General features: G+C 70.0%; 13 protein-coding genes. 8 read left to right on the forward strand and 5 right to left on the reverse strand.

Annotated features, from left to right (window positions below):
* The first annotated feature begins 95 nt into the window (after positions 1-95).
* From RBS60_RS04650 to RBS60_RS04670, 5 genes are all read left to right on the forward strand, one after another.
* Complete coding sequence (locus tag RBS60_RS04650; protein WP_307956356.1) at positions 96-1,592, forward strand: alkaline phosphatase; 1,497 nt, start codon at positions 96-98, stop codon at positions 1,590-1,592.
* A gap of 94 nt (positions 1,593-1,686) precedes the next feature.
* Positions 1,687-2,196: a hypothetical protein gene (locus RBS60_RS04655; protein ID WP_307956357.1), complete on the forward strand. Its 510-nt coding sequence runs from the start codon at positions 1,687-1,689 to the stop codon at positions 2,194-2,196.
* A 105-nt stretch (positions 2,197-2,301) separates the two neighbouring features.
* Positions 2,302-2,805: a Gmad2 immunoglobulin-like domain-containing protein gene (locus RBS60_RS04660; RefSeq protein WP_307956358.1), complete on the forward strand. Its 504-nt coding sequence runs from the start codon at positions 2,302-2,304 to the stop codon at positions 2,803-2,805.
* Positions 2,805-3,248, forward strand: coding sequence for an SRPBCC family protein (locus tag RBS60_RS04665; protein ID WP_307956359.1), 444 nt, complete (start codon positions 2,805-2,807; stop codon positions 3,246-3,248). The genes RBS60_RS04660 and RBS60_RS04665 overlap by 1 nt, the downstream gene beginning before the upstream one ends.
* Entirely contained in the window at positions 3,245-4,405 is a 1,161-nt protein-coding gene (locus tag RBS60_RS04670; RefSeq protein WP_307956360.1) for an iron-containing alcohol dehydrogenase, read from the forward strand. The genes RBS60_RS04665 and RBS60_RS04670 overlap by 4 nt, the downstream gene beginning before the upstream one ends.
* Before the next feature lie 30 nt (positions 4,406-4,435).
* On the opposite strand, the gene RBS60_RS04675 is transcribed toward RBS60_RS04670, so the two are convergent.
* On the reverse strand, positions 4,436-5,812 hold the full coding sequence (locus RBS60_RS04675; RefSeq protein ID WP_307956361.1) for an FAD-binding oxidoreductase: 1,377 nt from the start codon (positions 5,810-5,812) through the stop codon (positions 4,436-4,438).
* Between the two features lie 83 nt (positions 5,813-5,895).
* Positions 5,896-6,594 carry a metalloregulator ArsR/SmtB family transcription factor gene (locus RBS60_RS04680; RefSeq protein ID WP_307956362.1) on the reverse strand — a complete coding sequence of 233 codons (699 nt, stop codon included), beginning with the start codon at positions 6,592-6,594 and terminating at the stop codon, positions 5,896-5,898.
* Between the two features lie 166 nt (positions 6,595-6,760).
* On the opposite strand from RBS60_RS04680, the gene RBS60_RS04685 reads away from it, so the two are divergent.
* On the forward strand, positions 6,761-7,957 hold the full coding sequence (locus RBS60_RS04685; protein ID WP_307956399.1) for an MFS transporter: 1,197 nt from the start codon (positions 6,761-6,763) through the stop codon (positions 7,955-7,957).
* A 76-nt stretch (positions 7,958-8,033) separates the two neighbouring features.
* Here RBS60_RS04685 and RBS60_RS04690 read toward each other — a convergent pair whose 3' ends face one another.
* Positions 8,034-8,744, reverse strand: coding sequence for a TetR/AcrR family transcriptional regulator (locus RBS60_RS04690; RefSeq protein WP_307956363.1), 711 nt, complete (start codon positions 8,742-8,744; stop codon positions 8,034-8,036).
* A gap of 121 nt (positions 8,745-8,865) precedes the next feature.
* Here RBS60_RS04690 and RBS60_RS04695 point away from each other — a divergent pair, with 121 nt between their 5' ends.
* Together RBS60_RS04695 and RBS60_RS04700 are read left to right on the forward strand one after the other, a co-directional pair.
* Positions 8,866-9,567 (forward strand): DUF4386 domain-containing protein, encoded by a 702-nt coding sequence (locus RBS60_RS04695; RefSeq protein WP_307956364.1) that lies wholly within the window; start codon positions 8,866-8,868, stop codon positions 9,565-9,567.
* 126 nt (positions 9,568-9,693) lie between these two features.
* The gene (locus tag RBS60_RS04700) at positions 9,694-11,220 is read left to right on the forward strand and encodes an FAD-dependent monooxygenase (protein WP_307956365.1); all 1,527 of its coding nucleotides are present in this window, start codon (positions 9,694-9,696) and stop codon (positions 11,218-11,220) included.
* A 148-nt stretch (positions 11,221-11,368) separates the two neighbouring features.
* On the opposite strand, the gene RBS60_RS04705 is transcribed toward RBS60_RS04700, so the two are convergent.
* A complete protein-coding gene (locus RBS60_RS04705; protein ID WP_307956366.1) occupies positions 11,369-11,797 on the reverse strand; it encodes a heme-binding protein in 429 nt (142 codons plus the stop codon).
* Positions 11,794-13,980: a malate synthase G gene (locus RBS60_RS04710; RefSeq protein ID WP_307956367.1), complete on the reverse strand. Its 2,187-nt coding sequence runs from the start codon at positions 13,978-13,980 to the stop codon at positions 11,794-11,796. The genes RBS60_RS04705 and RBS60_RS04710 overlap by 4 nt, the downstream gene beginning before the upstream one ends.
* Between the last annotated feature and the right edge of the window lie 108 nt (positions 13,981-14,088).

Raw genomic sequence — 14,088 nt, forward strand, 5'->3', positions numbered from 1 at the left:
AAGTTCTTCAAGGTACAAGCCATTGGTTTCCCCCGCTCACTAGAGTCGCTTCGCGGCGCCATTCCGGCGCCGGTCCAAGCACCTTGGAGGGAACCATGAAGCGCACGATTGCTGCGCTCGCTTCGGCCTGCGCGGTCGGGGCGATCATCGCCACGTCGGTTGGGGCCGGCACGGCCGAGCCTGCCTCTGCCGCTCCGGCCGGGAACGACGGCCGCATCAAGAATGTCATCTACCTGCTCGGCGACGGCATGGGCCGTACCCATGTCACCGCAGGGCGCGAGCGGTTCTACGGAGCCAACGGCCGCCTGGTCATGGAGACCCTGCCGTCGCACGGCTTCGTGAGCACCTACGCGGTCGAGAAGAAGTCCGGCCAGCCGGGACAGGCGGACTTCGCCCCGAACTACGTCACAGACTCGGCCTCCGCCGCGACCGCGTGGTCCTCGGGTGTCAAGACGTACAACGCGGCGCTTGGTGTGGACGCCAAGGGCACGTCGGTTCCGACCGTCATGGAGATGGCCAAGCAGGCCGGCTACCGCACGGGCAACGTCAGCACCGCGGAGATCACGGATGCGACCCCCGCCGGCCAGATGAGCCACGCCCTCGCGCGCGGCTGCCAGGGTCCGGTCTACTCAGCGAAGTCCTGCCAGGATACGGCCGTGACCGGCGGTGAACTGCCCACGAGTGACCTGCGCGTCACCCCGATCGCCAAGCAGATCGCCCGCAACGGCACGGCTGACGTGATCCTCGGCGGCGGCCTGAGCCGCTTCGACACCACGGACGAGAAGGCACTGCGCGATCAGGGCTACGACGTCCTCGGCTCCCCGAAGGACCAGACGGTCGCGACGAAGGCCGACCTCGCGAACGCCCAGGGCGGCAAGGTCTTCGGGCTCTTCAACAAGGGCAACCTCACGGTCGAGAAGTCGAAGCAGGACAACCCGTCGTCGGCCGAGGCCAAGGAGCCCACGCTCGCAGAGATGACCACGAAGTCCATCGAGCTGCTCGGCAAGGACGGCGGGAAGGGCAACGGCTTCTACCTCCAGGTCGAGGGCGCGCTCATCGACAAGCGCTCGCACGCGAACGACGCCGCTCAGACGCTCGAGGAGATCAAGGCGTTCGACGACGCGGTCGCCGCGGCCCTCGACTTCGCCAAGAAGGACGGGCACACGCTCGTCGTGGTCACGGCGGACCACGAGTGCGCCGGATTCAACATCATCGAGAAGGGCAGCTTCACGAACGCCGAGGCCGCCAACCCGCCGGTGAACGTGGACAGCGGCAACACCGCCAACAACTCCACGCCGAGCCGCGCGGGCGGCAACACGAAGGACGCGACCCGCTCGACCGGCATCGTCAACGGCGCCGGTGCGGCCGACCCGCACAACTTCGCCCCGGCGACGTTCCGCAGCGCTGACGATCCGGCCGGCGTCAAGGACGGTTCGAAGGAGGCCAGCCTGTGGCTGACCTACCTCTCCGGCAACCACACGGGCGCCGACGTTCCGGTCTACTCCTACGGCGCGGGCTCCGAGAAGCTGCAGGGCACGGTGGACAACACCGACCTCTTCGGCATCGTCGCGGACGCCCTTCGGCTCCGCTGATCTCCTGATCCGCTGATCTCCTGATCTCCTGATCTCCCCGACAGGGGGCGGCTCGGGCCGCCCCCTGTCCCCCTTCTCCAGCCCAAGGACCATCGTGAAGCCCCTCCTCGCCCCCGCCTTCGTGGCCGCCGCTCTCCTCGCCGGGTGCTCATCCGCCCCTGCCCAGCCCAGCGAACCGGCGCCGCAGCCGGTGTCCGTCCAGACTCAACTACCCGGGCTCACGGCCCCCGCCGGCGAGCCGGACCTCCCCTCGCTCAAGGACACCAGCCCACAGCCCGGACAGGCCGTCCGCGCCGCAGGCCCCTTCGACAACCGCTTCGAGATCGACGGCCTCGTCTTCGACGGCCAGAGCGTCGCGGGCGCCGTCCGGATCACTTCGGACGTGAGCGACCTGCTCGAGCTCGTCGTCATTGCAGGCTTCTACGACGCCGGCGGCCAGCTCGTCAGCACTGGGCGGTTCGAGCACCATACCGACGCCGATGCCGGGCACCAGCACGCGGGCCCGCCGAGCGAGATCGAGGAGTTCACCATCGCACTCCCGGCCGAAGCCGCCGGCAAGGCCGTCTCTGCCGCCGTCGGCGTGCCGGTGCTGGTCAACGAGTAGGCGGCTCGTCCATGGGCTCGGCACCGGCGTGAGGCGAGGTAGGAGCATACGGTGCCTGCCGATGGGCCCTTCCTTTGTCCGGTGCCCGTCAACCAGACTGTAGCCATGTCGATCCTGCCGCAGATCAGCCTCCGCACCCCGCTCCCCTTCGACATCCTCAGCGCCCAAGTGGTGGTGGCCGGGCTCGGCTCCGCCTTCGAGGGCGTGTACGGATCCGTGGTCGTGCGCGACGCCGCGGGCCACGTCGTCGCCGAGTCCAACCTCATGGGCGGGGGCAACGGGTTCTCGCTGTTCCACAACGCCTTCGGCCTCGGCTCGCCCACAACGCCTGAGGGCACCGTGACCGTCCAGGGGACCAACCCGAGCGGGCTGCCCGAGAACGCCGTTTCGGTGACGGTGCCGGTCACGTTCGGGCGGACGCTCATGGGCGGGACGTACTCCGGCTTCACGCTGCACACCGTGGTCCCGGGCGACACACTCTCGGGGCTTGCGGACCAGTTCTACGGCGACGGCAGCAAATATGGGCTCATCTTCACGGCCAACCGGGACATCCTGTTCGACCCCAACGTCATCTACGTGGGGGAAGCTCTGCGGATCCCGCTCGCCTGATGGCGCATTTCTCCGGCTCCGTCACGATCGCACGCGCGCCCGAGGACGTGTTCGACTTCGTGGCCGACGAGCGCAACGAGCCGCGCTACAACCCCGAGATGACGACCGTCCAGAAGCTCACCGACGGGCCGATCGGCGTCGGCACGCGCTGGCGCGCTACCGTCGTGTCCCGAGGGCGTCCGCTGTCCATGGAGATCGAGGTGACGGAGTTCTCGCGCCCGGCAAGGCTGGGAAGCGTCACCCGCATGACGACGGCGCGCATCACCGGGGCGCTCACGTTCGCTCCCGCTGCGGGCGGCACCTTGATGAGCTGGTCCTGGAACCTTGAGCCGAAGGGCGCGATGCGGCTGCTCGGTCCCGTGTTCGGGGCCGTGGGGCGAAAGCAGGAGGAGCGGATCTGGCGTTCGCTCAAGCAGCTGCTCGAGGGAGAGGCACCGTCATGACGTTTCACATTTCGCTCCCGAGGATCATGAAGGTCGGCGCGGGCGCAATCCGGGAGCTCGGCGAGACTGTCCAGGACCTGGGGGCCGCTAGGCCCCTCGTCGTCACCGACCCGTTCATGAAGGAGTCCGGGACGGTCGACGCCGCCTTGGAGTCCCTCCGCGGCGCGGGACTCGAGACCGCGCTGTACGCCGAGAGCGTCCCCGATCCGACCACGGATTCGCTCGAATCGGGCCTCGCCGCCGTGAGGGAGCATGGCGCAGACCTCCTGGTCGGCTTCGGCGGCGGCAGTTCCATCGACACGGCCAAAGCGCTGGGCTTCCTGGCCCTCAACGACGGCCCGATGCGCAACTACAAGGCGCCCCGGAACAACACGGGCCCGGCCCTCCCGGTCCTCGCCGTGCCGACGACGGCGGGCACCGGCTCCGAGGCCACCCAGTTCACGATCATCAGCGATTCCGAGACCGACGAGAAGATGCTCTGCACGGGACCATCGTTCCTTCCGATCGCGGCGATCGTCGACTACGAGCTGACACTCTCGATGCCCGGGCGCCTGAGCGCGGACACCGGCGTCGACGCGCTCACGCACGCGATCGAGGCCTACGTGAGCCGCCGGGCCAACCCGTTCTCCGACGGCTTCGCACTGTCCGCGATGACCGCCATCGGGGCAAACCTCCGCGAGGTGTACAAGGACGGGTCGAACCGGCAGGCCCGCGAGGCGATGATGCTCGCGGCCACGCAGGCCGGCATCGCCTTCTCCAACTCGAGTGTGGCACTCGTCCACGGCATGAGCCGGCCGATCGGTGCCCACTTCCATGTGGCCCATGGCCTCGCCAACGCGATGCTCTTCCCCGCCGTCACCGAGTTCTCCGTCTCCGGCGCCGAGGCACGTTATGCGGACTGCGCCCGGGCGCTCGGCGTGGCAGGCGAGGTCGACGGCGATGCTGCCGCCGCCCTGGCGCTCGTCGCCGAACTCAAGGCGCTCAACGAGGACCTCGCCGTACCCACGCCGAAGTCGCGCGGCATCAGCCGCGACGACTGGGAGCGGGCGGTGCCGGTCATGGCACAGCAGGCCCTGGCTTCGGGCTCTCCGGCCAACAACCCAGTGGTGCCGAGCGCGTCCGAGATCGAGGAGCTGTATTCGGCGATCTACGGCTGAGTCCTCCCCGCGAAGGACAACCGGCGCGGCTCACGGCCGGGGCGGGATGTTCTGGTTGACGTGGAAGAAGTTCTCCGGGTCCCACGTGGCCTTGAGCGCCGTGAGGCGGCGGAACTTCTCCGCCCCGTAGGCCTCGAACACGCGGTTCGCACCCTCCTGGCCGAGGAAGTTGACGTAAACGCCCGTCGCGAGGCGGTGGAGCTGATCCCAGAGGTCGCGGGTCCAGCCGACGTGGTCGACGGTGGGCGTGCTCGCGGTCCAGCGGGTGTTGATGTTGACCAGGGCTGCGGCGCTCCTGTTGCCGTAGGCGCTGAAGTCCTCCGGTGTGCGGGCGAGGACGCCTCCGAAGCCTACGATCTTGATGTCCGATGCTGGCGACGAGAACGACTTCCCGGCCTCGACGAGGGTGCCGACGGCGGCGTCGTCGAGGCCCGTGAGGTAGTCGGCCTTCCAGTAGTTCTCGGCGCCCGGGCTCCAGTACCGGTCCTGGGCCTTCTGGAACGCGGTGTAGGGTTTCGGTCCGAACGCGTCCACGGCGGGGCGGCCCAGCGAGCGCAGGGGCGCGAGGGCGGACTCGGCGTCCTGGGGCGCGCCGATCCACATGAGGCTCAGCGACAGGACCGGCTGGCCCCACAGGTGCTCGGGGAACGGCGGATCGGGCGGCGCGGTGCGCAGGACTGCGACCGACATCGCCTCGTCGCGCAGGCCTCCGATCGCCGCGGCCCATCCGGACAGGACATCGTGTGCCTGGTCCATCGGATAGATGAGCGGGCCGGCGACGACCTCGGGGCCGACGTCGTGCAGCGCGTACTCGAAGGACGTCGCCACGCCGAAGTTCCCGCCTCCACCGCGCAGGCCCCAGAAGAGCTCCGGGTCCGACTCGGCGTCGACCGTCCTCGCATCCCCCGATGCGGTCACGATGTCCACCGAGCGGAGGTTGTCCGACGCCGTCCCGTGGCGCCGCGATATCCAGCCGAACCCGCCCCCGAGAGTGAATCCCGCGATGCCCGTCGTGGACATGACCCCGCCCGGGGTGGCGAGGCCGAACGCCTGGGCCTCGTGGTCGAACACGCCCCACGTGACACCCGCCTGGACTCGGGCCCTCTTGGCCGCAGGATCGATGCGGACGCCTTGGAGCGCCCGGAGGTCGAGGACCAACCCGTCGTCGCACGTGCCGAGGCCTGCCACGTTGTGCCCGCCTGCCCGCACTGCGAGCGTGAGGCCCTGCTCTGCGGCGAAGCGGACACCCTCACGGACGTCGGCGGCACCGGCGCATTGAAGGATCGCCGCGGGATGTCGTTGGATCGAGGCATTCCAGACCTGGCGCACCCCGTCATAGTCGGGGCTGTCCGGAAGGACCACGCGGCCGCGGCTGCGTGACTGGAGGCGGCTGAAGTCGACGGGCATAGCGGATCGTCCCTTCGTGGGTTCCTCCCTCCGCGCACCATCGTCCCGCCTGAACGGGCGGCGCGCAACGGGCGGAGGCAGCCTCAGGCCGCCGGGCCCACCTCGATGTCCCGCCCCGCCAGCCGCCACTCGAGCATCCCGTCCTCGAGCCGGCGCGCGGCGCGGCCATGGGAGCGCAGGACGTCGACGGCGTCGTACGCCATCACGCAGTAGGCGCCGCGGCAGTAGGCCACGATGTCGGCACCGGTGGGTAGCTCGGCGAGGCGTGTCTCGAGCTCCCCGAGCGGGATCGAGACGGCTCCCGGCACGTGGCCCGCGCTGTACTCATCGGACGGCCGGACATCCAGGACCGTGACCTCCCCCGCGGAGGCCCGCTCGGCGAGCTGCTCGCGCGTGAGCCCCTCCTCGGTGGCCCGTGGGCCTGCGAGCCTCAGGTACGCGACCCGGCGGGGCTCGACGTCGGCCACCCGCTCCTGTGCGACGCCGCGCAGCAGCGCGTACAGCCGCAGCACGTCCGGCCCGGCGACCCCGTAGAAGATCTTCGTGCCCTCGCGGCGGGTGACCACAAGCCCCGCCTGCCGTAGCGCCTGGAGATGCGCGGACGCCGTCGAAAGCCCGAGCCCCGCCGCGTCAGCGAGCGCCTCGACGCTCCGCTCCCCCTGCGTCAGCAGGTCCAGGAGCTCGAGCCTCTTGCCGTTGGCGAGGGCCTTGCCCACGCGCGCGAACTCCTCGAACAGAGCTGCCTTGTCGGCGCGCCTGCCGGTCTGCGTTCCTGCGCCCACCTGCTCCTCCTTGTTTCTCCAAAGATCTGCGCTTCTTCAAAGATCTGCGCTTCTCCAAAAATCCATGTAATACTGGATTCAGTCTATTCCATGTTTCTTTGGAGAACCACTCGTGAAGACCCCCACAGCACCGGCCCTGGGCCTCAGGCAGAACCTCTCGCAGTTCATGCTCCTCGTCGCTGTCAACGCTCTCGTCGGCGGAACGCTCGGACAGGAGCGCACGGTCCTGCCGCTGCTCGCGACGCACACGTTCAACCTCGGCCTCTACACGAGCGCGCTGACGTACATCCTCGCGTTCGGCCTGTCCAAGGCCGCGATGAACTACTTTGCGGGCACCCTCTCGGACCGCTTCGGGCGCAAGCCCGTGCTCGTGGCGGGCTGGATCGTCGCGATCCCCGTGCCGCTCATGCTCATCTTCGGCCCGACCTGGGGTTGGATCGTGGCAGCGAACGTGCTCCTCGGCATCAGCCAGGGCCTCACGTGGTCCACCACCGTGGTCATGAAGATGGACCTCGTCGGCCCGAAGCAGCGCGGCCTCGCAATGGGCTTCAACGAAGCGGCCGGGTACCTCGGCGTCGCGCTCACTGCCCTCGCGACCGGCTACATCGCGGCCGAGTACGGCCTGCGGCCGGGCCCGTTCCTCGTTGGCGCAGCGTACATCGCCCTGGGCCTCGGGCTCTCGGTCCTGAGAGTCCGCGAGACGCACCACCACGCCAAGGTCGAGGCCGCCCAGCACGTCTCCTCACACGATGCCGCCCATGGGAACCTCACCAACGGACAGGTCTTCGCGCTCACGAGCTTCAAGGACCGTTCGCTCTCGGCCGTGAGCCAGGCGGGCCTCGTCAACAACCTCAACGACGGTCTCGCGTGGGGACTCTTCCCCGTCCTGTTCGCCTCGGCCGGGCTGAGCCTCGGGCAGATCGGCATCCTCGCCGCCGTCTACCCGGCGGTGTGGGGCGCGGGGCAGCTCGTGACTGGCGCCGCGTCGGACAAGTACGGGCGCAAGTGGCTCATCGCCGCCGGCATGGTGGTGCAGGCCGTGGGCCTCGGGATGGTCGCCGCCGGTCACGGTTTCGGGATCTGGCTCGCCGCCGCCGTCCTGCTCGGGCTGGGCACGGCAATGGTCTACCCGACCCTGCTCGCCGCCATCGGCGACGTCGCGCACCCGACCTGGCGCGCCCGCTCGGTGGGCATCTACCGCCTGTGGCGCGACGGAGGCTTCGCGGTGGGCGCGCTCCTCTCCGGAATTCTCGCCGACCTCTACGGCCTGCCGGCCGCGATCGCCGCAGTGGGGGCTCTCACGGCACTGTCCGGCATTGTCGTCGCGGTCCGGATGCGCGGGAATGACCACGTGGCCGCGTAGTGCCGGGCGAAGCACCCCGCGGGCACGGTGACGCACGACGGCGGGTGCCCACCCGCCGTCGTGCGTCACCGTTGAATCAGATCACCGAGGCGGCGTCGCGGTCGTGGTCCGCCGAGCGCCAGCCCTGCCGGTGGAGTCGCTCAACGCCGGCGAGCAGGAGGTCGATGCCGAACTCGAACTCGAACCGGTCGTCGCAGCCCGATCCCACCACCGTCCCCGGATCGTGGGGGCGGCTCATCGCGACGGCCACGATGCCCGGGTACGTCGCCATCATGTACTGCGCCACCTCGGGCGAAAGCTCCTCGGCCTGCGCGGGGCTCGTCTCGTGGAGCTCCTGGGTGAAACCGAAGATCCGGCTGCCGAGCGTGTGCATGACGTGGTGGACGAGGTCCGCCGACAGACCCCCGGCGAGGAACATGCGGATCGTCGAGTCCGTGTAGGCGAGGACCACCGGGGTGGGCGCGGATTGGGCCTCCAGGACGCGGCGCGCCCACGGATGCCGGAGCATGACGTCGCGGGCGGAGAGGGTCCGTCGGCGCACGTTCGCAAGCCAGTCCGGACCATCCTGCGGCAGCTCGATCTCGCCGATCACGGAATCGACGATTCCGTTGAGGAGCTCGTCCTTGCTGGCGACGTGCTTGTAGAGCGCCATCGGAACGACACCGAGGGCCTGGGCGAGTTTCCGCATGCTGATCGCCTCGAGCCCGGCGTCGTCTGCGAGGGCGACGGCTGCGAGCAGCACACGCTCTCGGTTGAGCGGTTCCCTGTGCCCTGAGTCATCTGCCATGACCAGATCCCAGTCTTCCTTCTGCCAATTGACAAGTGTACAGCGTACACCTACCGTTGAGATATAGAAGGTGTACGCCGTACACCTCACTCAGAATCTCAACCTCAGGAACGGGATTACCATGGCCTCGACACGGCGCACGGCAATCGTCATCGGCACGTCCTTCCTCATCACGCACGTCACGTCGGTCGTGGGCATGGTGCTCTACGGCCCGATCCTGACGAGCACCGACTACACCGCGCACCTCTCCGGCCCCGGCGCGAGCGGCGGCGCGCTCCTCGGGGCGCTGCTCGAGGTGATCCTCTCCCTCGCGATCGTGGGGACTGGCGTGGCCTTCTTCCCTGTGATCAGGCGGCTCGGTGAGGGGATGGCCCTCGGCTACGCGGCACTGCGCACACTCGAGGCGGCCGTCATCGCCGTCGGCGTCACGCCGCTCATCGCGGCCGTCGCACTCGCCCAGGCACCCGAGGCGGCCGGGAGCGCCGGGCTCGTCCAGGCCCTCGCGGCCGTGCACAACTGGACGTTCATCGTGGGCCCCGGCCTCATCTGCCCGGCGAACACCGTGGTGCTCGCCGCGGTCCTGTTCCGCTCCCGGCTCGTGCCCCGCGTGATCCCAGTCCTCGGCTTCGTAGGCGCCCCGCTCGTCTTCGCCCTGAACGCATGGCAGGTGCTCACCCTCACGCCGCAGGCGCCGGCTTGGGCCGCGGCGGCCGTCGTGCCGATCTTCGCGTGGGAGGTCAGCCTGGCCGTGTACCTGATCGTCAAGGGATTCCGCCCCGCGCCGGCCCAGAGCGGCCGGGTCGCTCAGGCAGTCCTCGCCTGATCGACAGTCAGAACCAAAGGGGTGCCCGCCCGCCGTCGTGCACTGTGCCCTGGCCCTTCTCCTTCCAGACTATCGGCGGGGCAGGGGCTTCCGGCAAGGGCCTCGCCCGTGCTGACATTGCTGGCTGTGGAGACTGTGGAGAGCCATCAGGTGGTGATCGCGGGCGGCGGGCCGACGGGGCTCATGCTCGCGGCCGAGCTCGCGCTGGCGGGGACGGACGCGGTGATCGTCGAGAGGCGCGCGGACCAGGAGGTCGAAGGGGCTCGGGCTGGCGGCGTGCACTCCCGCACGCTCGAGGTCTGGGACCAGCGCGGCGTCGCAGAACAGTTCCTCGCGGCGGGGAAGACCATGCAGATCACAGGCTTCGCCGGGATCCCGCTGGACATGAGCGACTTCCCCTCCCGCCACCCGTACAGCCTCGCACTGCGCCAGGGGGACATCGAACGCATCCTGGCCGGCTGGGTCCTCGACGAGCTGGGCGTCCCGATCCAGCGCGGGCGCGAGGTGACGGGCTTCACGCAGGAGGCGGGCGGCGTCGTCGTGCGCCTCTCCGACGGCCCGACGCTCGAGGCGGATTACCTCGTCGGGTGCGACGGCGGCCGCAGCCTCGTGCGCAGGGCGGCCGGCATCGGGTTCCCCGGCTGGGACCCGTCGGTGAGCTCGCTCATCGCCGAGGTGGAGGTCGACGAGCGGCCCGAGCCGAGCCTGCGCTACACCGAGGAGGGCACGCAGGCCGTCGGGCCGATCGGCGACGGGAGCAAGGTGCGGGTCGTCGTGACCGAGAGGTACGAGGGAAATGGGGGAGGGACGGCGCGGGGCGAGCCGACCCTCGATGACGTGCGGCGCGCGCTCGTTGCGCACTGGGGCAACGACTTCGGCGTGCACAGCCCCTCGTGGATCTCGCGGTTCACCGACATGACGCGGCAGGCCGAGGCCTACCGGGCTGGCCGCGTCCTGCTCGCGGGCGACGCCGCGCACATCCACTACCCAGTGGGCGGGCAGGGCCTTGGCACCGGGGTGCAGGATGCCGTGAACCTGGGCTGGAAGCTCGCGCAGGTGGTCAAGGGGGTCTCACCAGAGACCCTGCTGGACACGTACCACACGGAGCGCCACCCGGTTGCGGCCCGGGTGCTGCAGAACACCATGGCCCAGACCGCGCTCACACGGCGCGACGCTCGAATGGACGCCCTCCGGGGAACCATGGCCGAGCTCCTCGGCATGGACGAGCCACGCCGACGGTTCGCCGGGATGATCTCCGGCCTCGACATCCAGTACGACCTCGGCCCCGCCGGCTCCAGCCCCGGGCACCCGCTCGTGGGCCGCAGGATGCCGGATCTCGATCTGGCCACTGCGGCCGGGCCGCGGCGGGTGTTCGAGCTGCTCCACGAGGCCCGGCCGGTGCTGTTGGGCTTCGGCACTGCCTTCGATTCCGCGCCGCGGGCAGAGCAGGTGCGGGTTGTCGCGGCGACGCACACCCTGGCGCACGACGGCGCGTGGCAGCTTCCGGTCCTCGGTCCGGTTCCGGCCCCGGAGGCAGTGCTGATCCGGCCGGACGGCTACGTCGCATGGGCCGGATCCGCCGGGTCCCCAGAGGTGGGGCTGCGCGAGGCGCTGGGCCGTTGGTTCGGCCCCGGCGCCGCGGAGGCAAGCTGACCTACTCCATGCCCGAGACAGCCGAGGAAACCGCAAGGTCTTCGGCGTCTGCACAGCCGGCGCCGAAGACCTCTGCGGTAGTCTCCCACCCCCGCGCCCTCGAAGCCTGCCGTCGTACGCCCACGGAACAGGCCCCTCAGGCCAGCCCTCAGGCGACCTGCGCGGTCAGGCCAGCGGCCTGGATGGCCTTGGCTGCGGCGGTCTCGTCATTGTCCGAGGTGTCGCCGCTGATGCCGACCGCACCCTCGACCGCACCGTCGTCGCCGCGGACGATCACTCCGCCCGGCACCGGGATGAGACGTCCGCCCAGGGCCGCGGCCGCAGCGCTGATGAAGTAGGCCTGCTGCTCGGCCCGCTCCATGAGAGCCCGCGACCCCATGCCCAGGGCGAGGGCCCCGTACGCCTTGCCGTGCGCGATCTCGAAGCGGTTGTTCGAGGCGCCGTCCTCCCGCGCCGCGGCCACCACGTGGCCGCCGGCATCGAGCACCACGACGGTCAACGGCTTGAAGCCGTGCTGCCGTCCCACGGCGAGCGCCTCGTCGACCACGCTGCGGGCCGTGGCGAGTCCGATGCTCACGAGGCGCTCCGGACCAGGACGTCGGCCTGCTTCTGTGCCGCGCGGTGGCGGTGCAGGATCGGCTCGGTGTAGCCGGAGGGCTGGCTGGCGCCGTCGAGCACGAGGTCGCGCGCCGCGAGGAAGGCCTCGGAGTCGAACGAGGGCGCCATGGGCACGTAGGTCGGGTCCGAGGCATTCTGCTCGTCGACCACGGCAGCCATGCGCCGCAGCGCGTCCTCCACCTGCTCCCTGGTGATGATGCCGTGCAGGAGCCAGTTGGAGACGTGTTGGGAGCTGATGCGGCAGGTGGCGCGGTCCTCCATGAGGGGGGTGCCCTCGATGTCGGGGACCTTGGAGCAGCCCACGCCGGCGCTCACCCAGCGCACCACATAGCCGAGCGTGCTCTGGATGTTGTTGTCCAGCTCGTTGCGCCGGGCCTCGTCGTCCCACTGGGCCGGATCGCCGAGCGGAAGGGTGAGGAGCTGGCGGAGCGTGGACCGCCGGCCCGCGCCCAGTTCGGCCTGCCGCGCGTCCACGTCGACCTGGTGGTAGTGGATGGCGTGCAGGGTCGCAGCGGTCGGGGAGGGGACCCACGCGCAGTTGGCCCCGGCGAGCGGGTGCGCGATCTTCTGCTCGAGCATGTCAGCGAGGTTGTCCGGGGCAGCCCACATGCCCTTGCCGATCTGGGCGCGGCCGCGGAAACCGCACTCGAGCCCGATGTCCACGTTCGATTCCTCGTAGGCCTTGATCCAGCTGGTGGAGCGCATGTCCGCCTTGCGGACCATGGGCCCGGCGAGCATCGAGGTATGGATCTCATCGCCGGTGCGGTCGAGGAAGCCCGTGTTGATGAACACGACCCGCTCGCGGGCCTCCCAGATGCACGCCTTGAGGTTCGCCGAGGTGCGGCGCTCCTCGTCCATGATGCCGATCTTGAGGGTGAGCGGCTCGAGGCCGAGCACCGATTCGGCACCGGCGAGGAGGGCGCAGGCCACGGCCACCTCCTGCGGCCCGTGCATCTTGGGCTTGACGATGTACACGGACCCGGCGCGGGAGTTCCCGCCGGCGTGCGCCCCGCGCAGGTCGTGCACCGAGCCGAGCCCGGTGAACAGCGCATCGAGGATCTCCTCGGGGACGGGGTTCCCGGCGGCGTCGAGCACCGCATCACTGGTCATGAGGTGGCCCACCTGGCGGATGAGCAGGAGCGACCGGCCGGGCAGCGTCAGGTCGGTCCCGTCGGGCGCGGTGTAGACGCGGTCGGCGTTGAGGCTGCGGCTGTAGGTGCGGCCGCCCTTGCTGACCTCTGCCGTGAGCGTGCCCTGCATGAGCTGGAGCCAGTTGCGGTAGCCGGACACCTTGTCCTCGGCGTCCACGGCGGCCACCGAGTCCTCGAGGTCCATGATGGTGGTGAGCGCGGCCTCGAGCACCACGTCCTTGACGCCCGCGGGGTCGCCGGATCCGATGGGGTGCCCTCGGTCGATCTGGATCTCGAGGTGCAGGCCGTGGTGCGTCAGCAGGATGGCCTCGGGGGCCGCTCCGTCCCCGCGGAAGCCCGCGAGCTGCTCGGGGTCGGCGAGGCCCGTCGCGCCGTCGGCCGTCTCTGCCACGAGCGTGCCGGCCTCGATCCGGTACGCCGTCACCTGTGCGTGGGAGCCGCGGGCCAGGGGCACGCTCTCGTCGAGGACCTGCCGGGCCCGGGCCACGACGGCCTGGCCGCGCACGGGGTTGTACCCCGCGGTCCGCTCCCGGCCCTCGGCCTCATCGATCACGTCGGTGCCGTAGAAGGCGTCATAGAGCGAGCCCCAGCGGGCGTTGGCAGCATTGGCGGCGAAACGCGCGTTGAGGAGCGGCACCACGAGCTGCGGGCCCGAGATGGTGGCGATCTCGGGGTCCACGCGGTCGGTCGAGATGCTGAAGTCCTCGGGCTCGTCCACGAGGTAGCCGATCGAGCGGAGGAAGGCCTCGTAGGCGTCCTGGTCCACGCCGCCCGCGCCCGTGGAGCGGTGGAACTCGTCGATCTGCGCCTGGATCCGGTCGCGGACGTCGAGCAGCTCGCGCACCCGCGGGGAGAAGTCCTCGATGAGCGCCGCGGCGCCGGCCCAGAAGGCATCCTCCTCGATGCCGGTCCCGGGAAGGGCATCGTCGCGGACGAAGGCGTGGAGCGCCCCCGCGACGTGCAGCCCGTGGATATCAGTTCGCTCGGCCATGATGACTCCTCGCCATGAGGCATTTTTCGTAAATGCGGAGTTTCGTAATGCGGAAAACGTATCTCATTCAACAAGAAAGGTAGCCAGCACTGCGACGATCTGTCAACG

The organism is Sinomonas sp. ASV486, from assembly GCF_030908215.1.
Lineage (GTDB): Bacteria > Actinomycetota > Actinomycetes > Actinomycetales > Micrococcaceae > Sinomonas > Sinomonas puerhi.